Here is a 26,450-nt window from a genome sequence, read left to right on the forward strand (position 1 = left end):
GACAGCGGAAGTCCCCCGCTTTATCAGCGGCCGTGGGTATATTCACTCAATAACCACACCGCTACCGTGACAGAGGCTGTAACGGTCAGTGATTACCAAACACGGTAAATTTTACCGCTCTCGATCCCTTCAATACTGCGCTGATACGCCATGGCCACCCGGCTGCCCGGAACACTTTCAAATCCCGGGAAGAAGGGGCCGTAGCTCTCTTCAGCTTCGGTCAGTATGGTTGGGCTAACCGCGTTAATCCGTAATCCCGGCAGCTCATTGGCTACCGCGCTGACAAAACCTTCCAATGCGGCATTCACGGTGGTGGCATTCACCCCATCGCGGATGGCATTCTGCGCCAGTATTCCGGTGGTTAGGGTAAAGGAACCCCCAGGATTCAGGTAGTCCTTGCCGATCATCACCAGTTGTACCTGCCCCATGAGTTTATCATGCAGCCCAGATTGAAACTGTGTAGCCGTCATCTCGCGAAATGGCCCAAAGTGAACATTTCCTGTGGCAGCCACAATGGCATCAACATGGCCGCTTTGCTTAAACAGGGCACGCACACTCTCCTCATCCCTGATATCAACCTGCAAATCGCCCTGCGTTTTTCCAACACAGATGATGTCATGCCTGCTCTTCAACTTTTCTACTATTGCACGCCCAATGGTTCCACTGGCCCCGATAATCATCACTTTCATTTTGATTTTTCCTGTTGTTAAGTTAGATGAAGAGAGTCAAAGAGTCCCCCCTCAGTCTGGCACTATCAGATCAGACAACAAACCACGAGCAGATCAGACAACCACGAGAAAAACTAGATCTTTTCAATCTGTTGCAGCGCTTGCTCAACAGAGTCAGCCCGCCCTGCCGCCACTAAGCAGCACGCCAGCTGTTTTTGAATCGCGTCAGGGATTGGAACCTCGCCCGCCAGACAGCGCTCAATCCAACCTGCGGTTACCGCCGCCTCTTTCGACGCGGGCAGCTCAGATTCCGTCAGCTCTGGTTGGCGATCGAGTAAAATCTGCTGTTCGCCCCCATTGATATAATGAATCGGCGAGCTACGTAATGGGCTGGCATAAACCTCCCCTTCAGTGCCTTGCTGCAACAGCGCGGGTGCATTGATCGCCTGGAAGAATCCCCCGACTTTTTGCATATATTCAGGGTGGGACACACTGGCTAGCCGCAGTGCTTCATCATGAATGAATGGCGTGGCCAGTTTTGCCAACGTGTGGCTACTGTTTCTCACCCCCATACGCCAGCGTTGCTGTAATTGATTATCCAACGGCGCGGAGAGTGCGGACACCGGGATAAACACGGGCAATCCGCTATCTAGCCGCTGTTGGGCTTCTGCTGCGGTGAGTGACCACGGGATATTCAGCTGTTGGAAAATCTCGGCACTGGTCACCCGGCTGCTGTCTTCGGTCACACCGTGTACCACCACCGGCAGACCAAGACGCGAGAGTAACAGCGCCAGTAAGGGGGTTAGATTGGCTTGCTTGCGAGCGCCGTTATAGCTTGGGATCACCACCGGTAACGGGTGGCCCGCCGGTGCGCGCAGTGCCATCACCTGCTCTTGCATCGCCTGATAAAAGCCCAAAATCTCCTGTTCAGATTCACCTTTGATCCGAAAGGCGATCAGGATGCCACCCAACTCCAGCGCCGGGACTTGCTCTGCCAACATGGCTTTGTACAGTTCATAAGCCGTCGGTTGATCCAGATCGCGGGCATGGTTCTTACCGCGCCCAATCTCTTTGATAATTTTGCTGTAATCCATGGTGCGGTATTACCCCTGTCATGATCTGTTAAATATAAATCAGGTTAAATATTAGCGAAACTCTATCACTGATAGTAATAGATATAGCCCAATAGTTACCACTCGGTTGTGATGTAACAGCCGCAACCAATGCATCAAGGATATCAATCGGCTATGTTGCTTTTAGTGACCTGTCACTGGTGGGTTTATGAGGGGGGTGACGTGAGAGCAGGCCACTGCTGAGATAATTACAGCAGTGGCCTGAAGATTAGTGCGGCTTACTCAGCTCTTCCGGTGGGCTGAACAGAACACGATAGATGGCACCGCCCAGCGCTCCCCCCACCAAAGGGGCGAGCCAGAATACCCATAATTGTTGTAAGGCAACCCCCCCGGCAAAGATCGCCACGCCGGTGCTACGTGCAGGATTTACCGAGGTATTATCCACCGGGATGCTAATTAAATGAATAAGTGTGAGACATAACCCGATAGCCAGTGGGGCCGCAGCAGCCGGAGAACGTGTATCGGTCGCCCCCATAATAACCATCACAAACCCCATGGTCAGCACCACCTCGGCCACCAGCACCGCTTGTAAGCTATACCCCCCCGGTGAGCGCTCACCAAAACCATTGCTGGCGAATCCGGCAGTGACATCAAAACCCGCTTTACCACTGGCGATTAAGTACAAAATTGTCGCACCCGCTAGCCCGCCTAGCACCTGCGCCACGATATAGGGTATCAATTGCGAACCAGAGAAGCGGCCACCGACCCATAAGCCCAGTGATACCGCCGGGTTAAAATGCGCGCCAGAGACATGCCCCAATGCATAAGCCATGGTGACCACCGTCAGGCCAAATGCCAGCGCCACCCCGAGAAATCCAATCCCCGCCACCGGGAACATAGCCGCCAAAACTGCGCTACCACACCCGCCTAACACCAACCAGAAAGTGCCAATAAACTCTGCCATTAGCTGTTTCATGCTGCTTCACCCCTGCCTGATAAATATGTCGATAGCAGTTAGCGCAACCGCTAACCCACCACCCGCTATTTACGCCGAAGGTACTACCAGACTTAACTTGTTAGGGTCAGCTCCCCAGCGGCTTATTTAATCTTAGTCACTGATTTTATGCCGATAGGGAAAGATTTCAGATGAAATGACTTTTTATATAAATAATTAGGTAAAAAGAGGGTTAGTGAGCCAAAAACCAAACTTTACCCCCGTTTCTTACGCCCTCTCTTCCCCGCTGGCTTAGCTGGCGGCGCTAACATAGGGGTAATTTCCCCCTCCGGCATATCGGGTTGCTCAATGGGGAAGATTGGTAGCGCGGCCAGTAGTCGTGGCCCATAACCTTTGGTTAATAAACGCCGATCATAAATTACAATTTCACCGTGGCACTGATTACTGCGGATCAGCCGCCCGACCTGCTGAATCAGGTTAAACGAGGCGCTTGGCAAACTTTGCACCTCAAATGGGTAGCGCTTCAGTGACTTCAGCCACTCCCCCTCCGTGAGGATCACTGGGCTGTCGATAGGCGGGAACGATATTTTGTGGATATGAACTTGAGTCAGTAATTCACCCTTCAAATCCAATCCCTCGGCGAATGATTGCAAGCCAATCAATACACTGGCAGTGCCACTATTGACCCGTTTACGGTGCTCCTCGACCAGCCGATAGCGCGGTTGATCGCCCTGTACCAGCAGCATCAGACGTAAATCCGTCACATGGCTGAGGAAGGTTTGCATTGCCCGGTGGCTACTGAACAGAATCAGCATCCCCTTATGCCGCCCACTGGCCTGCTGGGCGCGGAAAAAGTGCGCCATTTCAGCTAAATGTTCAGCCTCATGGGCCATGGTCGGCTCAAAGCGCATTTTGGGAATAATCAGCTTCCCTTGCTCAATATGGTTAAACGGCGATGACAGCGCGGCAAAGCGATCTCCAGCCTTTTCGCTCAAGCCACTCAGCTCTTGCAACCGTGCAAAGCTATTTAGCGAGCGCAAGGTCGCGGAGGTCACAATCACATGAGGCACTTTACGCCACAGCATTTTATCGAGTTGATCGCTGACCCGTATCCCCACGCAGTGAAAATAGAGGTGCGTTTGGTTTTCGCGATAATCGCGGGTGATCCATTTGGAAATAGGCGCATTCGAGGCTTTGGCCATCGCCGCCAGCCGCCAAAGCTTGCTCATGGCCTCCAGATAGCCCAACGTTCGGCTCATTTGAATAATCGCCCGATGCAAACGGACAATGTCGTGCTTACCGGTCTGTTCGCTCAAATCATTGAGCACAAACTCGGCCAAACCGCGTAAGGCATCTGTCAGCTTAAATAATTTGGCGCAATCCTCCGTCAAACTGCCCGGTAGCTCGCCCATCTCAAAACGGTACACCGCCGGGCTGCCATCGGCGGGTAGCAGTTGATTTACCTGCTGTTCGACACTCAACATCAGCTCGCGCAACTGCTCACAATGATCTTTTAGGCGCTCCGGATTCGATAAACTGGGGGGGCTTTTTGGCCGATACTGCACCATACATTGATCCACCAGTCGCACAATCATATCCAACTGCATATTGGCAAAAACGGCGGTAATTTCACCTTCAATTTCAAGGGCATCCCGCGCCACATCCGGCAAATGGTGGCCTTCATCCAACACCAATAGCAGCTCTTTGGGATTAGGCAACACCGATTCCGTTTCCAGCGCCGCCATCACCAATGCATGGTTGGCGACCACCACATCAGCGCTCTCTATCTCTTTGCGGGCAATAAAAAACGGGCATTCACGAAAATAGTGACAATTACGCCCCAGGCAGTTGGCTTTATCAGTGCTCAATTTGGCCCACAAGCTGTCACTGAGTGACAACTGATGATGGTCGCGCAGCCCGTCCCAGAGATGGCTATTCAGTGATTTAGTGAGCGCCAGACAGGTAGCTTGCTCTTCACTATTGGCGGGGGCCAGTTCATCACCGAGAAACAGCGAGAGATCCCCCTGCCCGGAAACATCGGTGCACATTGCCGCCAGATTACGCGGACACACATAACGCCCACGGCCAAAAGCACCGGTGAATTTAAGATCGGGAATAATTTTCTTCAGCAGCGGCAGATCCTTGCTGTAAATCTGATCCTGTAGTGCCACGTTAGCGGTACTGACCACTAACGGCTTGCTTTCTGCCCGACCAATCGCAATGCCGGGGATCAGATAGGATAAGGTTTTGCCGACACCGGTCGGTGCCTCAATGGCCAAATGGCGGCCAGCATCCCCCGCCAGCGTTTTCGCCACTTCGGCTATCATCTGGCGCTGTGGCGCGCGGGAAATAAAATCGGGGATCTGCTGCGAAAGCGCCTTATACCACTGACTTATTTGCTCTTTTACTGCTGGGGACAACGCCATGCATATCTTATCTAAACTGAGTGTTGCCCTATTGTCCCACACCATAACGCCCACGTCAGCCTGAAAGCACAGCAGCAGTAGTTGAAATCCGCGACTTGTGCCAATGACGGTGGAATAAAATTTACGCAATGTCGCAGTTATTTATGATTTGTCATAAATAGATCACACAGATGCGGTAAAAATTCTGCGCTGGACGAATTCAGACAGATATTGGATACAGCAAAAAATTTCACCATTCGTGTCTTTTCAAATAAGAGAAACAGGGCAAAATATGAAACGTAATATTCTGGCAATCCTGGTACCGGCTTTATTAGTTGCCACTACGTCACACGCAGCAGAAATTTATAATAAAGACGGCAACAAACTTGATTTATACGGAAAAGTAAAAGCATTGCATTACTTCTCTGACAATAATAAAAGTGATGGCGACAAATCTTATGTCCGTTTTGGTTTTAAGGGTGCCACCAAAATTACTGACGATCTGACCGGTTACGGCCAATGGGAATATAACATTGCGGCTAACTATGCTGAAAGCCAGGAAACAAAAGATAACAAAACACGTCTAGCTTTTGCTGGTTTACGTTACGGTAAATTAGGCTCCATCGATTATGGTCGTAACTACGGCGTATTATATGACGTCGCCGCCTGGACCGATATGCTGCCTGAGTTCGGCAATGACAGCTACACCAGAACCGATAACTTTATGACTGGCCGTACCACGGGCGTAGCAACATACCGCAATACAGATTTCTTCGGTCTGGTTGATGGCCTGAAATTTTCTCTGCAATATCAAGGCAAAAATGGCAGCGAAGCAGAAAGCAATAATGGCCGTGCCGATGCGACCAAACAAAATGGCGACGGCTTCGGCATCTCCTCTAGCTATGAAATTGGTGCGGGTGTGAGTGTTGGTGCGGCCTATGCTTCATCTAACCGTACCACCGCACAGAAGAACGGCACCTTCGGTAAAGGCGATAAAGCTGATGCCTGGACTACCGGTCTGAAATATGATGACAACGGCGTTTATCTGGCAGCAACTTATGCCGAAACCCGTAATATGACACCTATTTCTGGCACTGCGGTGATTAATAGTGTGTCAACCAGCGTAAGTGGTTTTGCTAATAAAACCCAAAACGTGGAATTAGTCGCTCAATACCTGTTCGATTTCGGTTTAAAACCTTCATTGGCTTATGTTCAATCTAAAGGCAAAGATATCGAAGGTATCGGCGATACTGATTTAGTAAAATATGTTGATATCGGTGCTTCTTATTACTTCAATAAAAACATGTCCACCTATGTGGATTATAAAATCAACCAACTGAGTGACGATAATAAGCTGAAGCTGAATACCGATAACGTTGTGGCTGTCGGCCTGGTTTATCAGTTCTAATTACCCTATACCGGTATTATCCTCATTGCTTTACTGTTTGAATGCTTCATTGTGATTGGTAAGTTTAATTTGTTACTTGTCATTATGCCGGGATAATTCCCGGCTTTTTTATTTATCGGCAAACGACTATTTTATGTGCCAACAACCCTTTGCGAATGGACGATTAATCTGCGCTCACTGCCAATAGCCTTGATTCGCGCACTGCCTCAGCGACCGCACCTCTTCGCTTTGCATCGTCAATAGCGGAAAAATCTGCGCGTTTAATCTATTGCTGGTAGCGATTTTCACCTAAGCCTTTATCAGCCTGAACCATCAGTGGCACCAAGCAGACGCCGATATGATCAAGGCTGCGATAGGGCCATTTCTTCTGCTCATCTGAGGGAGGCCATCACTTTTTTCGCTATCTGGCCACCAGTAGGCACTGAGACTGAGATAATCATGTTTAGAGCCGCTAGGTGGCATCATGCTTTTCTCCATGACACTTTGATCCGGCTGTTTCAGTGCTCTATCCGCTTGTTGCAGTAGCCGCTGATAGGCCTGCATGGTCTCCTTCGATGCCTGTTTCTGTGCAATCGCTAGTTTATTATGCTGCAACGCGTGGGCCGATAGAAAAGCATACTCATGTTGCGCGGCATCAGCGGGCATGGCGGTGAATGTAAATAGCAGTATTAGGCCGGCGAAGAAAGCGCCAAAAATGAGGGAGTTAATACCAAACTGCCGCCCTTTGCATAAAGAGATCACAGCCATAAATCATTCACCTTGTCTGATAATCAGAAATAACGGCAAAAACCATACCTAAGATAGGGATCTAACTTTATGCATCATGCCTGAAGCATTTTTAGCTTTCATGGAAAAGATAGATTTTGTCACTGCTTATGAAGCCAATCGCCACCAATTTCAAGAATAACCCCCTGTTTTAGCGTAAAATTTAGGCGAAAATTTAAAACATAAAAAAACGATAAAAACCTTTGCTAACCAACACTGTTCTCATGTTTACTGATGCATCTCTGTTTTACTGCCCTTTTCCTATTGAATAACTATGCTAAAGCAAAATAGCCGTAATCTGTGGTTGCTGGTCGGTTCACTCTTCACCCTATATTTCGTTTGGGGTTCAACTTATCTGGTCATCCGCATCGGGGTGGAGAGCTGGCCACCGCTGATGATGGCGGGCTTACGCTACCTGATCGCCGGAGTGTTACTGTTCAGTTTCCTTGCCATTCGAGGCCATGCTCTACCCACGTTACGTCAATGGATGGGTGCCAGTGCCATCGGCATCTTATTATTGGCCATCGGCAATGGGCTAGTTACCATCGCCGAACACCAGCACGTCCCTTCCGGCATTGCCGCCGTCATGGTCGCCACCGTACCACTATTCACTTTATGTTTCAGCATGTTATGGGGTATGCGCAATACAAAACTGGAGTGGTCTGGGATTGCTCTCGGTCTGGTCGGCATCATACTGCTAAATACCGGCAGCAACTTATTGGGTAACCCAATGGGTGCGGCCCTGATATTGCTCGCTTCTGCTAGCTGGGCATTTGGCTCGGTCTGGAGTTCACGTCTGGCATTGCCAAGTGGTGCGATGTCCGGCGCGGCACAGATGTTGGTTGCCGGGGTGGTGCTGTTAGTTGCCAGTACATTAAGTGGCGAAGAGCTAAATCAAATGCCAAGTATGAGCGGCATTCTTTCATTACTTTATTTGATTGTTTTCGGCTCAATGCTCGCCATCAGCGCCTATATGTATTTGCTGAAGAGTGTCCGTCCGGCGGTGGCAACCAGCTACGCTTATGTGAATCCGGTAGTTGCTGTGTTGCTGGGTATCGGCTTTGCCGGTGAAAGTTTATCGACCACTGAATGGTGTGCATTAGCCGTGATTGTTTCTGCGGTGGTATTGGTCACGCTGGGGAAATTTCTGTTTAAGTCGCGTTAATCTTTTCGCATCAAGAGTGCAACACAGTTGTTTCATTGAGTGAACAGGCTATAATTCCCGTTGGTTAGATAAAAGTGAAAATAATTATGCTAAGAAAAGCACTCATTATCCTGATTGCGATAATGGCTCTGAGTTCATTAGGTGGCGTTTTTCTGGCCGGGCTGAACATTTATACCCGTTCAACCACGCCACATGAAACTGAAACCACAGAATCCTCCCCACTGTCTGATATCGGCCCTGCGGGCTTATCCAACAATGGTCAAGAGTCCCCGTAGCACCCATTAATCACAGGGTATAATCACTCCCCTGTGATTAATAATCAAACACAGTCACAACGACTGCTTCAACACCCAGATAAAGTAGCACCCATCTTTCTGCTCGGAACCTTCCAAAATCTTCTCGAATCCGGGGAAATGCCGGCCCCAATCAGCAAGGCTTCGGATGTAGCGCAACCACGGCTCATCATCGCGCCCAAAACTCTCCCCCGGCATCACAATAGGAATACCCGGAGGGTAAGGAATGACGCCGACAGCAGAGATGCGCTCTGCCAACTTGTCTAGTGGTAGCAACTCACAACGCCCAGCCATATGTTCTTGAAAAGCCTGACGCGGTAAGGTTACTGGAGTGGGTAAATGACCGAATGCCTGCGCCTGCAACTTATCCATCTCACTGGTTTTCATATAAGCAAACATGGTGTCACACAGCTGTTTCAGACCAATATGCCCATATTGCTGCGGATAACCTTTAGCCAGATTAGGCAGACAGGTCGATACTGGCGTATTGCTGTCATAGTGCTGCTTGAACTCCAGCAGTACATTGATTAGCGTGCCCCACTTCCCTTTGGTCACCCCAACCGAAAACAGGCACAACACCATAAAGTCAGTGGTTCGCGAAGGCACAATCCCCCGCTGCCCGAGGAATTCCGTCACCACCGCCGCGGGGATCCCCTCGGCAAGCAATCTGCCATCATCCCCCATGCCCGGCACCATAATCCCAGCCTTGATGGGATCAAGCATGCACCAATCATCCTCCAATTGATCAAAACCATGCCACGACTCACCGGGTTTGAGCACCCAGCAGCCAGGATCGGTGGTTAACTGCTCTCTTGACGCTTGTGCAAAAGGAACCCGCTTACCACTTTTACGCTCCGTGATCTCCGGCGCATTCCAGGGTTTAAAGAACCACTCACCTTGTTGGGCAAAAGCGTCATGGGCACGTGCTAGCGCTAAGCGAAAATCGACCGCTTCATCAATAACCTCTTGCGTTAACGCCCGGCCTTGATCCCCCTCCATCATCGCCGCTCCCACTTCATTGGCGGCAATAATGGCGTAGAGCGGCGAGGTGGTGGATTGCAACATATAGGATTCATTAAAACGTGAGTGCTCAATGGGTTTTTTACCATTTCTCACGTGAATATAAGAAGCTTGAGATAGTGCTGCCAGCAATTTATGTGTTGATTGCGTGGCAAAAACAGTCGGCCCCTGCGGATCATGATCTGTGGGGGCGCCGCGCATGGCGAAACGATCACGGTAAAGAGGATTAAAGCGCGCGTAGGCATACCACGCCTCATCGAAATGAATCTGATCGACACTTTTGGCCAATAGATCTTGTGCTTGTTTCGCGTTATAGCACATGCCGTCATAGGTACAATTGGTGATCACTGCATAGACAGGTTTAGCCTCTGAAATCAATGCCTTTAGCGGATTCTGCGCAACTCTCTCGGTAATGGCGGCGGGCTGAAATTGGGCTTTGGGAATAGGGCCGATAATGCCATAGCGGTTGCGGGTTGGGATAAAAAACACCGGTAATGCCCCGGTTAACACCAACCCCTGCTCAATGGACTTATGGCAGTTACGGTCACATAACGCGATCTGCTTATCACCCACCACCGCCGTCATAATGGCGCGGTTAGAACCGGAAGTGCCATTGAGCATTGAGTAACTGATATGTGCACCAAAGATTTGTGCCGCATAGGCCTCGGACTCTTTTATTGGCCCGCTGTGGTCAAGTAACGAACCCAATGATGCCCGCTCGATCCCGGTATCTGAACGAAACAGATTTTCGCCAAAGAAATCCAGAAACTCACGCCCCACGGCACTCTTACTGAACGCCACTCCCCCCTGATGGCCCGGTGCGGCCCAGGAGTATTCAGGATTATCTTGCGTGTACTGCAACAGGGCTTTGGTAAAGGGGGGTAATAACTGCTGATAATATTTGCTAATCAATGCATTGGCGCGGGCAGCAATAAACTCAGCTGTATCTTCATGCATCCAGACAAACTCATTGACCAGCTTCATGGTATCTAAGTTTAGGCTATCAATACATGAATGCTCCGCCATCAATAACACCGGAATAGATTTATTACGGTGGCGAATATCTTGCAACAGAGCAAATGCCTGACTGTGGGATTCATCATCATTACCACCGGAAGTCCAATCGACAAAAATACAGCACAATGAAGCATCCGACACCACTGTTGCCCGGCCATCTTCAAATGTCGCGGCAGCAATGACATTGAAGTTGATATCATCCAACGCAATAATAAGTTCATTCACCGCCCGACCATTAGCCGTATTGAAATCACGAATATTACTGTCGACGACTAAAACGTTACGTTTTTTGTGGCTACTTAAGTCAATCATCGTATTGGTCCTTATTCGCTATGATTATCGCATCATAACAATGATGCCCAATCAATTAGCAGGTAACCCCATGATTACGAAGAACTCCTAGCAGAGGAGTCGAGTGGGAATGGGTTTTTATGGGTACGGTTATAATTGAATGTGTATAGGGCAGTGATAACCATTAGAGTGACGAATGACCACATCACCTCTTCTGCCCCCGAACCGACGACAGCCCAAATACAATAGACAAAAGCGATCAGTGTAATGCCGACATAGGTGTTTGCTCTTGATCCTAAATGACCATGCCCCACCAGCAATAACGCGGCGCAGGTATACAAATAGGGAACTAACGTAAAAATAACGGAGACAGAAGAGACTAAACCAAACTCTTTAGCGGCATTGGGCGAGATACTGCTGATTTGGAATATCGTCATCAGAACCCCCAGGATCAGCAGCCCTGCAACCGGTGTCCCGGACTGATTAACCTTCCCAAATATCGGCGGGAATAATCCATCATCAGCGGCCGCTTTAGCCGTTTGCCCGGCAACCAGTGTCCAGCCCCCTAGCGAACCTAAACAACCTATTGCCGCACAGAGTGAAACTATTGCGCCAGCGGTGTCCCCTAAGGCAAGACGTGCCGCATCACCAAAAGGTGATGCTGAAACACGTAACTCCGCATTAGGAATCATACCCATGATGGCGCTACTGGAGAGGAGGTAGCAGACGGCAGCAATCAGCACGCCCCCGACAGTGGCAATCGGCACATTGCGCTTGGGATTCTTCACTACACCGGCAGCTACCGAGGCCGTTTCTACCCCAATAAATGACCATAACGTGACATTTAGCGTACTTTGAATTGCGCCAAAGGTGCCCAAACCGCTGACATTCCAGGCGGCCATATAAATTTCGCCTTTGAACCAGAACCAGCCAAATAGTGCGATACCAACAATAGGTATCAATGCTAGCGACGTGGCAATAGCTTGTACTCGGGTAATCATTTTAGGCCCAACAATATTTAGCCCAACAAATATCCATAGAACCACGACACAGGTAATAGTTAATACCATTGGCTCTTTCAATATTGGGAAGAAATAGCTGAGATAACCGACACCAATCACTACCATCGCAATATTGCCAATCCAGCAGGCTAACCAGTAGAGAACATTGGTCTGATAACCTAAAAATGGGCCAAAAGCTCGCCGCGCATAAGCATAGGAGCCACCCGGGCTATCATCTAAAGATGACATTTTGGCATAAACCATTGAAAGTGCTAAGGCACCAATAATTGTCACCAGCCACCCCCAGATGGCTATTCCACCCGTTGAGGCTAAACTAGCCGGTAATAAGAAGACACCAGACCCCATTATATTCCCTGCAACCATAAGTGTTACCGGAATAAGCCCGACCTTTTGATCATCTGTAGACATAGGTAATCCTTACAAACGCCTATATAAGAGTAAAAATGAGAATAGATATTTTGTGCAACTATAAATGTAGCTGATATAAGGTATAAATAAAGAAAGTTTACAGTATGAATAATGACATTTATATAATCTGACGCATTTAAATTATTATTTGACAAATTATTTATGATATAAATTATTTAATATGAAAACCCAACCCATATATTAACCATCAATATAATTACATGCATTGTGAATATATATTATCAAAGCATTTCTGCGCCCAATGTAAAAGCTGTGGCCTACATCTGCTTAATGATGCTCTAAGCCGCTCAAGATAATAAGCGGCTTTACTCAATATTTTATCTTTAGCTAACACGGCCTCAGACCCATTGAACACATCCATATATCGGGAGTGAAATCAGCATAACTTCCTGCTGCTCATGAGGACTATCAAAAATAGTCAGTCGTGCTTCACTACGGGAAACGTTGGTCATTCGCGCCAACCTGACAACCGCCGACTCAAACGTGAAAATAACATATCTGTAATTATCGCCAATAGTGCGACAACAACCGCCCCCTGAATAACATAGGCGGTATTAAAGCCACTTAGGCCAATAATGATGGGAGAACCCAGTGTTTTAGTCCCGACGGTCGAAGCAATAGCGGCAGTACCAATATTGATAATGACCGATGTTCGAATACCCGCCACAATAACCGGGGCGGCTAGAGGTAATTCAACCCGCCACAAAATCTGCCGGCTACTCATTCCCACCCCTTGCGCCACCTCGCGGATACCTCGCGAAACAGACTCAATACCGGTGATCGTTCCTTGTAAAATGGGCAATAGGCCATACAGCACTAGAGCGATAATTGCGGGTTTCTCACTAAACCCCATCACAGGTACTGCAATGGCAAGTACGGCGACAGGTGGAAAAGTCTGCCCCATCGCGACAACAGTTTCCACCACTGAACGAAACTCTTTCCCTGCTGGACGAGTCACTGCCACACCAGCACTAACGCCGATCAAAACAGCGATAATACTGGAGGCCACTACCAGCATGACGTGAGCGACGACCAGTGACCAGAAGGTATCTTGCAGATAAACGGGCCTATCAAGACTGGGAAATAGAGCAGCAAAAAAATCGTGTAGGGAGGTCATGCCAAAAACCAGCCCTGCGAGCAGAAGCACCGCCCAACAGAGCGGGTCTGTTAACCCATTCAGTAGCCAAAATGCTCCGCGCTTAGAGGTGGCTCTCTTTATATCACTGCTGTTGGTCGCCCCAAATTTCACACGCCCCCCTTATCTGCTATCAAATCAGCAAAATAGAGCACACCTAATGGCTGGCCATGTTCGTCGATTACAGGCAATTTATCTGTCTGACGTGACACAAATAGGGAGAGTGCTTCACGCAGACTGGTTGTGCCGAGTATCGGCAACCCAATCAGTGTTTCACCGCGCCTAACCCGTTGTTCAGCCCAGCCGAGTGATAGCAACTTGATACCGAGGTCACTACGACCAAAGAAATCACGGACAAAATCATTGGCGGGTTGAGTCAACATTTCAAGTGGTGTTCCTTGCTGGATAACTCGCCCCTCATCCATCAGGACAATGCGGTCAGCCAGGCTCAGCGCCTCATCAATATCATGGGTGACCAACACGATAGTCCGCCCCGATAGTTGGTGGATACGGCTAATCTCGACCTGTAATGCTGAACGCGTCACCGGATCTAACGCGCCAAATGGCTCATCCATCAATAAAACTTCCGGATCAGCGGCCAAAGCTCGCGCAACACCAACCCGCTGCTGCTGCCCACCAGAGAGCTGATGGGGGTAGCGATGGAGAAATTGTTCTGGCTCCAGATGTAATAACTCAAGTAACTCTTTCACCCGCTGGCGGATACGATCCTGTGGCCATTTTAGTAACTGCGGCACAGTGGCGATATTGCGCTCCACAGTCCAGTGCGGAAATAAACCTATGGATTGAATGGCATACCCCATCCGCCGCCGTATCTCTTCCGGCTTATAATTGCGGATCTCTTCACCGGCAAAATGAATCTCCCCTTCATCATGCTCAATAAGCCGGTTAATCATCTTCAATGTGGTCGACTTACCAGAGCCAGAAGTCCCAATCAATACGGTGAACTCCCCCCTGGCAATCTGTAACGTCAGGTTGTCTACCGCCCGTTTGCCGGCAAAATATTTACTTACCTGATGGAAATGAATCATCGATTTGAAGTATCCATAAAAATAACGATGAATTTAAACAGTGAGTCAACCATGACTGCCATCACTATCACCGGTATCACGCCCAGTAGCACTAAGTCCAATGCGCTACTCAGCAAACCTTGAAACATAATCGCCCCTAGCCCGCCGGCACCAATTAATGCAGCCACGACAGCAAGCCCTACCGTTTGCACCGCAATAATTCGAATACCGGACAAAATAAGTGGCATCGCAATGGGTATTTGTACCCAAAAGAATAGCTGGCTACGAGTCATCCCCATACCTTGGGCTGACTCGACAACACTGTCCGGAACAGACTCTAGCCCCGCAACCACACTGCGCACTAGCGGTAACAACGCATAAAGCACCAGTGCGATAATCGCTGGTGCCAGACCGATACCGCTAACACCGTGATCTGCTAACCATGGGATGATCGCAGCCAATCCCGCCAAAGGTGCAATGAGCAAGCCAAACAAGGCAATTGATGGGATAGTTTGGATAATGTTCAAGGTTGAAAAAATAGTGTTTTGAAAGCGGCGAGAGCGAAAACAGAGTAAGCCAAGAGGGATACCAATAACTACCGCGGGGAGTAGCGTAGCCAATAGAATCTGAAAGTGTTGCCAGAGGGCATCATCAAATACGTCCTGGCGATTAACGTACTCTTTCATTAAAGATAGTTGATCAAGTTGCCCCGTAGCCAGCAATACCACGACCGGTAAAACCAGCAAGAGATTAGCTAAACTGCGCCAGAGAGGATTGGCAATGGCGCGGGACAAGCTATCCACCGCAATCAATATAGTTAACCCACTCATTAGCCAAAACCCACCACCAAGTGAGGTGCGAGCAAGGCTATCTTCCCCCCCCGTAAGCTGTGTGGCCGTTCTCCCCGCTAGCAGCAGCAAGCCAAATAGCAGCAGTTCGGCAAATAAGAGTGTTGACCCATACAACACAATATTTTGTTTACAAAAAGCACAGGCAAACAGTAGCAATATAGGAGCTAACAGCCACCAAACCGAACCTGTTATCAACGACATTAGCGCGATCCCCTGTCCGGAAATCAGCCTATTCGGTGCGTGACTGACAAAAGATAGCCCTAGCCCAGATAAAACTAGCAAAATAACCAGTGCTAGCAGGACTCGGTTTTTAACGGCCATAAAAATCCATCTCCATGACAGGTAACCTTAATCACAATAACGGATTAGCTGTGTATTTGAATGGCACTACAGATTGCAGCTATAGCACCATCCCTAACACACGCGGTTATCCTTTAATGAAACCTTTTTCTTTCAGGTAATTAGCCGCCACTCTCTTCGCATCCTGACCCTCAACCGCGATACGCGCATTCAGTTTTTGTAACGTCGGGCCATCCAGAGTGGCAAATACTGGGTTGAGTAACGCAGGTATCGTTGGATGTTCTTTCAGTGTGGCCTCACGAATAATCGGTGTTGGCGCGTAAATAGGTTGCACCCCTTTAGGGTCTTCCAGCGTTTGTAACCCTAAAGCCGCGACAGGGCCATCTGTGCCATAAGCCATCGCCGCATTAACACCTGAGGTTTGCTCAGCAGCGGCTTTAATGGTCACTGCTGTATCGCCACCCGCCAGTGATAACAGCTGGTCTTGATCCAATTTAAAACCATAGGCTTGCTGGAAAGCAGGTAAGGCATCAGGACGCTCAATAAACTCGGCAGAGGCCGCCAGTTTGAATTTACCCCCCGCATTAATCCATTTACCCAGATCATCCAAGGTTTTCAAATTATTCGCTTGAGCTAAATCCTGACGCACTGCAATGGTCCAGGTATTATTTGCTGGCGCGGGCGAGAGCCATACCAATTTATTTTTCTCATAATCCAGCGCTTTTACTTTCTCATAGCCCGCTTTGCTATCCTTCCAGGCAGGATCTTTCTCATCAGAGAAGAAAAAAGCACCATTACCGGTATATTCAGGATAGATATCAATCTCACCGGCAGTGATGGCACCACGCACCACTTTGGTAGTACCTAACTGTGATTTATTGGTGGTTTTTATCCCATTGGCATCTAGCACCTGCACAATAATATTGCCTAACAATGAGCCTTCGGTATCAATTTTTGAACCAACACGAACCGTATCTGCTGCGTGAGATACGCCACTGAATGCTGCCACCATCACGGCAAGCAGCGCAAAAATCCCGCTACGGGGTAGGGTCTTTGCCATGTTTACCTCTATATGCTTAAGGGTTAGTAAAAGTTCAAACGTGAATGTTTCCAGCAACTGACCGTCTGAAAGCATGAAGAACAACTGCCATTAACAAATCAGTAACCATATTAGATTTAGTCTAAAACAACCCAAATAACCAATTGATATTCAATATATTATTACTACACACCAATCTAACGGGCTAATCTATCTTAGATACAACAGTATGATTGCTAAGTATTTAAGCAAAATTTTGTTACTTAGGATCATGAGTAAGATTACATTAATGACTGTATATAACAACAGTTAATTTTCAGTGACGAGAGAGATTGACAAGAGTTCACGGCCAAGACGTTAAATTGATGAGCCGCTTTCAATTGGCGAGCAATGACGGCTAATATGTAGGGTACTGGCGCAATAACTGGCGTGTCGGCAGTGATGGAGGGGCCGCCTGTTCCCGCGTCAGTGACTCTAAAAGGAGAGTTAACGAGTCAAATTTTAGACTTGTGCATTAATTCACTGCTGTATTATATGCACCAAAAAGCAACGCAGGGAAAGGCCCTACCAGTAAGCGGCCTTTCCCGAATCACATCCTAACAACAGTGTTACAGCTCTTCACCGTTACTGGAGATCACCTGCTTATACCAATCAAAGCTTAATTTACGTGAGCGCGCCATGGTGCCGGTGCCGTCATCGTTTTTATCCACATAGATAAAACCATAACGTTTGCTGTATTCACCGGTGGTAAATGATACACAATCAATGCAGCCCCACGGGGTGTACCCCATTAAGTCAACACCATCTTCAAATACCGCTTTCTTCATCTGTTCAATATGCGCTTTCAGATAAGCAATGCGATAATCGTCATGCACCATGCCGTCATCGGCCACTTTGTCGATCGCACCAAAACCGTTTTCAACAATAAACAGCGGTTTTTGATAGCGCTCATACAATACGCTCAGTGAATAACGTAAACCAACCGGGTCAATCTGCCATCCCCAGTCTGACGCCTTGACGTGCGGGTTAGGGACACTGCCTTCAAAGCCAGAAAGTGAGTTGCCACTCCCTGGATTGACCGCAGAAACCGCATTACTCATGTAATAGCTCAGCCCCATGTAGTCAGCACAGCCCTCACGCAGAGCCTCGAGATCGCCCTCTTCCATATGGATAGTGAATCCACGGCGCTCCCACTCATTTAGGATATATGACGGGTAGTAACCGCGCATATGGACGTCACCGAATAGATAACGCTCACGCATGGCTTCCACGGAGTACATCATGTCATCTGGATGGCAGGAGAAGGGATAGAGCGGCACCATCGCGACCATACAGCCAATTTTGAACTCTGGATTAATGGCATGACCGAGTTTTACCACTTTAGCACTGGCAACAAACTGATGATGCAGCACTTGGTACATGGTCTCTTCCGGGTTCTCCTGCTCGGTGAATATCACGCCCGAGCAGCAATAGCCGAACAATGGATATTTCCAGTTGCGCTGGTTATTGATCTCGTTGAAGGTCATCCAATATTTCACTTTGCTTTTATAGCGCTCCATCACCACTTCGCTGAATTTCACGAAGAAGTCGACCACTTGCCGGTTTTTCCAGCCGCCATACTCTTTCACCAAATGCCACGGCATCTCGAAGTGAGATAAGGTAATAACCGGCTCGATGCCATATTTCAGCAACTCATCAAACATGTCGTCGTAGAATTGCAGGCCCGCTTCATTCGGTTGCTGCTCATCGCCGTTCGGGAAGATGCGCGTCCAGGCAATGGAGGTGCGGAAACACTTAAAGCCCATCTCAGCAAATAACGCGATATCTTCTTTGTAATGACCATAGAAATCAACGGCTTCATGGTTTGGATAGCGGTAACCCTCCTGCACGCCATCAGTCATAACACGATCAATACCGTGCGCGCCGCCGGAGAGCACATCGGCAATACTCACGCCTTTGCCGCCTTTATCCCAGCCACCTTCAACCTGATGTGCGGCGACTGCGCCACCCCATAAGAAATCTTGCGGTAATTGTTTGTGACTCATAACTTTCTCCCTTAGTGCTACGGGCAACTATGCACCCTGAAAATGGAAATCAACGGCGGGTAATTGCCCGCCGGAAGATGAAAATGACTTTAGCCCTGATTCATCTGCGCCTGAGCAATCGGCATTTCTGGTGCTTTGCCGCTTTGCTCCGCACTTTCTGGCTCATCAGTAAAACCAACCAACCAGGTGAAAACAGCACCTAATACGAATGCCACCGTGATAGAGAGCAGGAACCCGAGGAACTGTGCCATATGCCCCTCTTTAAAGAAGACCGGCAGTACCGCGATCCCCGGTAAACAGTAACTCCACGACACGGCATTAAATGAACCGGCAACCGCCCCGCCAATCCCACCGGCGGCACAACTGCACAAGAAAGGTTTTTTCAACCGTAAAGCGACGCCATAAATTGCCGGCTCGGTAATCCCGAACAGTGCAGTGATACCTGCCGACAGTGAAATACCTTTCATTTCGCGGTTACGGGTTTTTAAGTAAACGCCAAACATAGTACCCGCCATGGCAAAGACCGCAGAAGCCTGCAGACCGGTAAAGGTGTCATAACCCAGAGTCGCGTAGTTACCGACCGTGACCGGCGTAATCCCCCAATGAACACCTAAGGTGACCAGTGGCTGCCAGAAAGCCCCGACCATAAAGCCTGCAATAGCTGGGCTAAGGTTATACAGCGTGTTGTAAACTCCACCAATAGCCCCGCCAATCAGATTACCGACCGGGCCGAAAACCAGCAGTGTTAATGGCACCATGATGGCGATACAGAACATCGGGGTAAACAGATTACGCACCACCATCGGTAAGATGCGCTCGAAGAAACGCTGCACATAAGACATCGCCCAGACCATTAAAATGATCGGGATAACCGAGGCGGTATAACTCAGGTATTGCACGGGAATGCCGAAGAAATCCAAGGTCGGGGATGATAAAGGAATGCCAGCAATGGTATTCAGAATATGGGCAACCTGCGGATTATTCACCGCTTCATGCATCAGTTGCTGAACAGCTGGATCAGCTGAATTCACCGTGGTGATTTTATTGGCCGTCAGCATATTCATATAATCAGGGCTGATCAGCGCACAGGCGGTAATAACGGCGGTAAAGGGATTAACATTGAATTTTTTCGCGGCGGTAAAGGCCACCATCACCGGCAAGAAGGTAAAACCAGTCCATGAAACAAAATTCAAAATACGGTAGGTTCCGCTCGCCGCATCCATCCAACCGATCGCGGCAAGAAAAGAGATGATCCCCTGCAAGATACCGCAGGCAGCCAGCGGGTAAAGAAAGGGAGCGAAGATACTGGAGATGATATCCATCAGGCGGCTAACAATACCCACCTTTGGTGCAGCAACCGGGGCGCTTTCATCGATACTTATCAAACGGGTAACGTGCTGATAGGCATCACCGACGTGATTGCCGATCACCACCTGCATTTGTCCGCCCGCTTCAATAACGGTAATAACACCCTTAACGCGATTTAACCGCTCTTTGTCGACAATTTTATTATCTTTCAATATAAAACGTAAACGTGTCGCACAATGTGTGACAGTAATCACATTATTATCACCGCCAATATATTTAATAATTTCCTGAGCGGCCAATGCATAATCAATTGCCATTATTAATCTCCTGTCGCGAGTACTGAGTATAAGGTAAGCAGAACGTTATTAACTTATTATTAGTATTTTTATTTGATGCAGAGTGGAGTTTAGCAAAAAGAAAAATGAAGTCACGATATAACAAAAATCACAATTTGTAATATGTCACATGTAAAAAACACCCTGTTTTAGGGTGCTTTTTTATGCGTTATTTGCGGGAGTTTCTTGCCAATGGTTTCAATAATATATAACACCGGAATTTGAGTGGTAATATTATAATGCCCTTCAAGGACAATAGGTGGCATATGGTAAGAGATATTAAGGTCGGCCATTTTAGCCAACGTCGAGTTTTCACTATTGGTCAGACTAATTATTTTACATTTGTGTAGACTAAACTGATTGGCTATGCGAATAATCTCTTCTGTTTCACCGGATACCGAGAGAATGATAGCAATGGCATCCTGATACATATCACTGTTAATAGGGTAATAGGGATCATCAATATAAGTGCTGAACTTACCAATATTAGAGAAGAAACGCGCGCTATATTTCCCCAGCGCACCAGAGGTGCCAATGCCAACAAATATAATTCTATTTGATGCAGCTATTTGGGCTGCTGCCGTATCAAGTAACTCATCAAACTCACTATTATTTATACTCTTAAAATAACTAATTATTTCACTAATACCAAAACTGACCGGCGGTTTATCATCGTGTTCTAAATAGAGCTTAAAACGAATTCGAAATTCAGAGTAACCATCACAATTCATCTTCTTGCAGAAACGTAACACTGTGGTGGTAGAGACACCCGCAGCATCCGCCAGTTCTCTGATGGTCATATACATCACTTTGTCGGTATTTTTTATGATGTAGTTATAAACAATCAATTCCAGTTCGTTAAGCGCTGATATTTCTTTATATGTAAACATATGATACCTAAAACGATGTATTGACCTTAGATACGCGAATTTAGCATGAAACGAAGAGACTAACGAGGGGGGTGGTTGTAGGGCGACAATCACGTTGTTTTATTTTAAAATTAACTGTATATTTAAGGGTCTTCCCCTGTTGTGGTGGCTGAGGGCATTATAGTGGCAGTCTTGATTTTCTGGGGAGCCTGCCATGGACGAAAAGTCCCTCTATGCACACATTCTCAACCTGTCCGCGCCGTGGCAGGTCAAATCAGTTTCTCTCGATGAAAATGCCGGTTCTGTGACAGTTACTGTCGGCATCGCTGAACATACTCAGTTAACCTGTCCGACCTGTGGTAAATCCTGCCCTATACATGACCATCGACACCGTAAATGGCGTCACCTCGATACTTGCCAGTTCACCACGCTGGTTGAAGCTGATGTCCCACGCATTGACTGCCCTGAACACGGTTGCCAGACACTGCCCGTCCCCTGGGCTGGACCCGGTAGCAGGTACACGTTGTTGTTCGAGTTTTTTGTCCTCTCATGGCTGAAAATCAGCACGGTAGATGCCGTCAGAAAGCAGCTTAAGCTGAGCTGGAATGCCGTAGACGGTATCATGGTGCGTGCCGTTAAACGGGGCCTGTCCCGGATAAAAAGGCCTTTATCGGCCCGCCACCTCTGCGTGGACGAAGTGGCCTTCAAAAAAGGCCATAAGTACGTCACCGTTATCTCTGACCGGCAAGGCCGGGCTCTGAAACTGACAGATGACCGCGGCGTTGAGAGCCTTGCTAGCTATCTGCGTAGCCTGAGCGATCACCAGTTGGATGAGATAAAAACGTTGTCGATGGACATGAACATGGCCTATATCAGCGCAGCCCGGATCCATCTTCCCAATGCCGTGGATAAAATCGCCTTCGACCACTTCCATGTGGCAAAAACGCTCTGCGGCGTTGTTGATAAAACACGAATGACGGAAATGAAACGCATCTCGTCGTTAGACAGGAAAGGGGCTCATCGCTCGCGTTATCTGTGGTTTTACGGTAAACAAAATCGACACGGAGGCAGGGCGGAACGGTTGGAAGTAGCACGTCTGGTATTACCCGAAACTAGCCAGTGTTGGGTAATGAAAGAACTTGCCCGCGACCTTTGGCACAGGCGTTATGACAGGCATAGCCGCAGGCTGTGGCAAGAATGGATGTTAATGGCAAAGAATAGCGGGATCCCTCTCATGGCAAGCGTTGCCCGCATGGTGGCAAAGCGTCTTTACGGGATCCTAAATGCAATGAAACACCGAGTATCGAACGGTAATGCGGAGTCTCTAAACAGCAAAATACGCCTGCTCAGGATCAAGTCACGAGGCTTTAGGAATAAAGAACGGTTCAAACTGGGTGTGCTGTTCCACTACGGAAAGCTGAACATGGCGTTCTGAGTCTCCCACCATGATCGGGGAAGACCCATATTTAAACAGTTGTTTGTTCATTTAGGAAAAACCCATGCGTGTTGAATTGATTTATGACAAACGGAATGTCGCCGGCCTTACCAATGCTGGTGAAATGATTAAGGTTGAACTGACTAAACGTGTGCATCGTGTGTTTCCAGGTGCCGAGGTTAAAGTCAAAGCAATGCAAGCTAACGGCATCAATACAGATGCCAACAAGCAAGAGAAATCAGTACTCAATCGCCTGGTCGAAGAGATGTTTGATGAAGCAGACGAATGGCTCGTTACTGAGTTTTGATATGAAGTCACCCGGGTGATCCCGCCCGGAATAGACTGTTTTTTGTGCTATTCTAACAAAGTTAGTGCCGATTAATATTTTTAATATTCTTTTAATTTTTAATTTAAAAAATTAAATCTGTATCAATGTTATTTTTCATTATCGATATTTAAGAAAATTAAAGGTCAGTAATGAAATACAGTACATTGGTAAAAAAAAGCGCATGTACGTTAGCACTACTTATGACATGTCATGCTGCCGCTGCCAGTTATCATTCGGGCAGCACAGATAATGTCACTATTAGCACCTCGCTGGGATTACTCAATGCACAATCGCAAGAGTTTGCTTATCATCCCGGAAATAATAATCATAAGCTGAGCCAATTAGATTGGGAAGCGAAGAACACTCCAATTATCAAGATGGATATTTCATGGGATCTCTTATCCAGCTTAACATTAACCGCTCGAGGTTGGAGTACATTATCATCTGGTGATGGGGTAATGGATGATTATGATTGGTTAAACAAAAATGAGACTCAGTGGTCTCAGTGGTCTCACCATGAAAAAACCAATTTAAGCTATGCCAACGAAATTGATCTTAATGCTAAATTTTGGCTTTTGAATGAGCAAAACTATCGTATTGGGGTAATGTCAGGCTATCAACGGAGTAATCATAGTTGGGCGGCTTATGGCGGAGAGATTAAATCTCGCAATAAGTTGATTAAACTCCCCGATAATATAATTTTCATTGGTTATAAACAGAAATTTGATATGCCCTATCTTGGCCTGGCAGGCAGTTATCGTTACCAAGATTTCGAGTTGACGACTTTATTGAAGTACAGCCGTTGGGTTAATGCTAATAGCAGTGACGAACACTATCAACGAAACCAATCATTCAAAGATAGTAGTAAGAACTCCCGCTATTATGCGGTCACCCTTGGTGCAGGTTATTACCTGACCCCAAATACCAAACTATTTGTTGAAGCGGCCTGGAATCGCTATACCGAAGGCAGAGGAAAGGCACAAATTCTCAGCCATACCACGGGTATGTCAACAGCTATTTCCGATGGCGCGGGTATCGCTCACCAAAGCCAAACAGTCTCTTTGGGTTTACAGTATAAATTTTAATTGTGTCGATACCTTTTAATTACATCAATAAACTGTAATCACCCCATCCCAGCATCAATGCGCCGTGTACACACCCGCTATACCCGCATTGATGCTGAATTAGCACTTTAAATATCACTATTTTTTTCAACATTTTTTTCATTTTTATCATTAATTTTTAAGCTATCTAATTAGCAAGCTGATGTTTTTATTAGATATCAATAGCAACAAAATCCCCCATAGCTGTCACTGTTACATAAAGAAGCATTAACAATGGCGCACTTATTGTCATTTATTACTGTGACTCAGTTCAAGTTTTTCCCTGCCAAGCCGTTATTTGAATCATGCCTTCCCATCTATTTAGGACGCTCTATGCTTGATTCCATTCGTTCACGTATCTTGGCAGCCTGCATCATCATCGTGGCAGGCTCTCTCGCCATTAACACTTATTTTAACTACTCAGTTGCCAACAAATATAACAGCAGCGCAATCGATAACACTCTCACCGCCGTGACGGCGAGTCACGGTGTTGGGATCGCGGAGTGGGTGGCGACTAAAACACAAATGATTGTGTCGCTGAAAGATAGCGCACTAACAGCTGATCCGACGGCAGCACTGCGTCAGGTGGCCGCGGCGGGCAACTTTATTAACGTTTATATTGGTTACGCCAATAAGACAGCCACTTTTTCTAATCCCGATGGTATCCCCGCAGGTTACGACCCCACTGGGCGGCCATGGTATTTACAAGCGGTTAAAGCCGGTAAACCCGTGGTAACACCGCCATATGTTGATGCGGGAACCAACCAATTAGTGGTGACCTTTGCCTTACCTATTATTCAGGATGGGAGTGTGAAAGGGGTATTAGCCGCTGATGTGACTATGGATAGCGTAATTGCAAACGTGAAATCTATACATCCGACGGATGACAGCTTCGGCATGTTAATTGATGCCGATGGCACCATTATCGCGCATCCCGATGCACAGTTAACTCTTAAGCCGCTGAGTGAAATAGCGCCGACATTAGAGCTTAAGACTCTATTGAGCGCGACTGATCCTATTGTTGCCAACATTGGTGACCAGAGTAAATTGCTGCTCGCGCAGTCTGTACCTGGCACTCAATGGTTTACCGTGGTGGCACTGGATAAAACCCATGCCACCGCCGGTATGCGCTCATTGCTGACAACATCACTGGTCACGCTAATCGTCATTATTTTAATCGCCGTGGTGATTATTAGCTTAATTACCCAGCGCGCCCTACTCCCCCTGAACCATGTGCATAAGGCGATGGATGCTATCAGCTCTGGTGCAGAGGATTTAACCCGACGTTTACCGGTCGAAGGCCGCGATGAAGTGGCGAAAATCGCCCAGTCATTTAACCAATTTGCCGACAAACTCAGTGCCGTGATGGCACAAATCCGCGATACCAGTGAGTCGGTGCGGATTGCCGCTAACGAAATTGCGGCGGGGAATCAGGATTTATCAGGACGAACAGAGTCCGCCGCTGCCAGCTTGCAGCAAACCTCGGCCGCATTAGAGCAGATTTCAGCCACCGTGGCCCAGTCGGCTAGTGCCGCAAGGCAAGCAAACACCGCCGTGCTCTCTGCTGCGAATGATGCTTCCCGTGGCGGCGAGGTGATCGCCAAAGTGATTACCACCATGGAGTCGATTGAGGCCGCATCGGGCAAAATCGGCGATATTACCAGTGTCATCGATGGCATCGCTTTCCAAACCAATATCCTGGCACTAAATGCAGCGGTAGAGGCGGCGCGCGCCGGTGAGCAAGGACGCGGTTTTGCTGTGGTGGCGGGTGAAGTTCGCACACTGGCACAGCGCAGTGCGCAGGCGGCAAAAGAGATCAAAACTCTGATTGAATCCACCGTCAGCAGCGTCTCCTCCGGCTCGGGTCAAGTCCGCCTGGCCAGTAACACCATGACCGAGATTGTCAGCAGCGTGTCTGATGTCACGACCATTATGTCGGAAATCACCAACGCGGCAGATGAACAAATGCGTGGCATCCATGAGATCAATAGTGCAGTCGCGCAATTGGATACCATGGTGCAGCAAAATGCGGCACTGGTTCAGGAGTCGACGGCGGCATCTGCGGCATTACAGTCTCAGGCGGGCGATTTGACCGAGGCAGTGAATCAATTCAGGATCTAGTTCGACACCCAGCATTCGAATCATTATCTTTGGGTTTCAGCG

General features: G+C 48.0%; 21 protein-coding genes. 7 read left to right on the plus strand and 14 right to left on the minus strand.

Annotated features, from left to right (window positions below; all coding sequences use genetic code 11):
• Positions 1 to 92: 92 nt before the first annotated feature.
• The 4 genes from FFE93_RS14065 to dinG form a co-directional block, all read right to left on the minus strand.
• Positions 93 to 689 carry a short chain dehydrogenase gene (locus FFE93_RS14065; protein WP_005273923.1) on the minus strand — a complete coding sequence of 199 codons (597 nt, stop codon included), beginning with the start codon at positions 687 to 689 and terminating at the stop codon, positions 93 to 95.
• A gap of 113 nt (positions 690 to 802) precedes the next feature.
• Entirely contained in the window at positions 803 to 1,762 is a 960-nt protein-coding gene (gene ybiB / locus FFE93_RS14070; protein ID WP_005273926.1) for a DNA-binding protein YbiB, read from the minus strand.
• A 247-nt stretch (positions 1,763 to 2,009) separates the two neighbouring features.
• Positions 2,010 to 2,717, minus strand: coding sequence for an aquaporin Z (aqpZ, locus tag FFE93_RS14075; protein ID WP_005273929.1), 708 nt, complete (start codon positions 2,715 to 2,717; stop codon positions 2,010 to 2,012).
• A gap of 233 nt (positions 2,718 to 2,950) precedes the next feature.
• Positions 2,951 to 5,122, minus strand: a complete 2,172-nt coding sequence (dinG, locus tag FFE93_RS14080) for an ATP-dependent DNA helicase DinG (RefSeq protein WP_138775365.1) — start codon at positions 5,120 to 5,122, stop codon at positions 2,951 to 2,953.
• A gap of 271 nt (positions 5,123 to 5,393) precedes the next feature.
• Between dinG and ompF2 the strand changes: the two genes are divergently transcribed.
• Positions 5,394 to 6,509 (plus strand): porin OmpF2, encoded by a 1,116-nt coding sequence (ompF2, locus tag FFE93_RS14085; protein ID WP_005273934.1) that lies wholly within the window; start codon positions 5,394 to 5,396, stop codon positions 6,507 to 6,509.
• A gap of 312 nt (positions 6,510 to 6,821) precedes the next feature.
• Here the strand turns inward: ompF2 and FFE93_RS21765 are convergent, their stop codons facing one another.
• On the minus strand, positions 6,822 to 7,256 hold the full coding sequence (locus tag FFE93_RS21765) for an alginate lyase family protein (protein ID WP_315850379.1): 435 nt from the start codon (positions 7,254 to 7,256) through the stop codon (positions 6,822 to 6,824).
• A gap of 292 nt (positions 7,257 to 7,548) precedes the next feature.
• Between FFE93_RS21765 and yedA the strand changes: the two genes are divergently transcribed.
• Complete coding sequence (yedA, locus tag FFE93_RS14095; protein WP_005273938.1) at positions 7,549 to 8,439, plus strand: drug/metabolite exporter YedA; 891 nt, start codon at positions 7,549 to 7,551, stop codon at positions 8,437 to 8,439.
• A gap of 86 nt (positions 8,440 to 8,525) precedes the next feature.
• Positions 8,526 to 8,714 (plus strand): hypothetical protein, encoded by a 189-nt coding sequence (locus FFE93_RS14100; RefSeq protein ID WP_032815427.1) that lies wholly within the window; start codon positions 8,526 to 8,528, stop codon positions 8,712 to 8,714.
• A 54-nt stretch (positions 8,715 to 8,768) separates the two neighbouring features.
• Here FFE93_RS14100 and FFE93_RS14105 read toward each other — a convergent pair whose 3' ends face one another.
• From FFE93_RS14105 to FFE93_RS14145, 9 genes are all read right to left on the minus strand, one after another.
• Complete coding sequence (locus FFE93_RS14105) at positions 8,769 to 11,081, minus strand: Orn/Lys/Arg decarboxylase N-terminal domain-containing protein (protein WP_138775366.1); 2,313 nt, start codon at positions 11,079 to 11,081, stop codon at positions 8,769 to 8,771.
• Between the two features lie 74 nt (positions 11,082 to 11,155).
• Positions 11,156 to 12,490, minus strand: a complete 1,335-nt coding sequence (adiC, locus tag FFE93_RS14110) for an arginine/agmatine antiporter (protein ID WP_005273945.1) — start codon at positions 12,488 to 12,490, stop codon at positions 11,156 to 11,158.
• A 469-nt stretch (positions 12,491 to 12,959) separates the two neighbouring features.
• Positions 12,960 to 13,628: an ABC transporter permease gene (locus FFE93_RS14115; protein WP_161598530.1), complete on the minus strand. Its 669-nt coding sequence runs from the start codon at positions 13,626 to 13,628 to the stop codon at positions 12,960 to 12,962.
• A 128-nt stretch (positions 13,629 to 13,756) separates the two neighbouring features.
• On the minus strand, positions 13,757 to 14,695 hold the full coding sequence (locus FFE93_RS14120; RefSeq protein ID WP_032897727.1) for an ABC transporter ATP-binding protein: 939 nt from the start codon (positions 14,693 to 14,695) through the stop codon (positions 13,757 to 13,759).
• Positions 14,692 to 15,846, minus strand: coding sequence for an ABC transporter permease (locus FFE93_RS14125; protein ID WP_049599311.1), 1,155 nt, complete (start codon positions 15,844 to 15,846; stop codon positions 14,692 to 14,694). Before FFE93_RS14125 ends, FFE93_RS14120 begins: the two co-directional genes overlap by 4 nt.
• Positions 15,847 to 15,952: 106 nt before the next feature.
• Positions 15,953 to 16,885 (minus strand): ABC transporter substrate-binding protein, encoded by a 933-nt coding sequence (locus FFE93_RS14130; protein WP_005273957.1) that lies wholly within the window; start codon positions 16,883 to 16,885, stop codon positions 15,953 to 15,955.
• A 587-nt stretch (positions 16,886 to 17,472) separates the two neighbouring features.
• Positions 17,473 to 18,909: a 6-phospho-beta-glucosidase gene (locus FFE93_RS14135; RefSeq protein ID WP_057647031.1), complete on the minus strand. Its 1,437-nt coding sequence runs from the start codon at positions 18,907 to 18,909 to the stop codon at positions 17,473 to 17,475.
• 89 nt (positions 18,910 to 18,998) lie between these two features.
• Entirely contained in the window at positions 18,999 to 20,534 is a 1,536-nt protein-coding gene (locus tag FFE93_RS14140) for a PTS transporter subunit EIIC (RefSeq protein WP_138775367.1), read from the minus strand.
• 167 nt (positions 20,535 to 20,701) lie between these two features.
• Entirely contained in the window at positions 20,702 to 21,442 is a 741-nt protein-coding gene (locus FFE93_RS14145) for a MurR/RpiR family transcriptional regulator (RefSeq protein ID WP_005279545.1), read from the minus strand.
• A gap of 193 nt (positions 21,443 to 21,635) precedes the next feature.
• Here FFE93_RS14145 and FFE93_RS14150 point away from each other — a divergent pair, with 193 nt between their 5' ends.
• The 4 genes from FFE93_RS14150 (at position 21,636) to FFE93_RS14165 (ending at position 26,408) form a co-directional block, all read left to right on the plus strand.
• A complete protein-coding gene (locus FFE93_RS14150) occupies positions 21,636 to 22,856 on the plus strand; it encodes an ISL3 family transposase (RefSeq protein WP_138775004.1) in 1,221 nt (406 codons plus the stop codon).
• A gap of 64 nt (positions 22,857 to 22,920) precedes the next feature.
• Entirely contained in the window at positions 22,921 to 23,163 is a 243-nt protein-coding gene (locus FFE93_RS14155) for a DinI-like family protein (protein ID WP_005279543.1), read from the plus strand.
• Positions 23,164 to 23,333: 170 nt separating this feature from the next.
• Positions 23,334 to 24,269, plus strand: a complete 936-nt coding sequence (locus tag FFE93_RS14160) for an omptin family outer membrane protease (protein WP_057647027.1) — start codon at positions 23,334 to 23,336, stop codon at positions 24,267 to 24,269.
• A 351-nt stretch (positions 24,270 to 24,620) separates the two neighbouring features.
• Positions 24,621 to 26,408 (plus strand): methyl-accepting chemotaxis protein, encoded by a 1,788-nt coding sequence (locus FFE93_RS14165; RefSeq protein WP_054872881.1) that lies wholly within the window; start codon positions 24,621 to 24,623, stop codon positions 26,406 to 26,408.
• Positions 26,409 to 26,450 lie beyond the last annotated feature (42 nt).

It is taken from the genome of Yersinia sp. KBS0713 (assembly GCF_005937895.2).
GTDB classification, from domain to species: Bacteria; Pseudomonadota; Gammaproteobacteria; order Enterobacterales; family Enterobacteriaceae; genus Yersinia; species Yersinia bercovieri.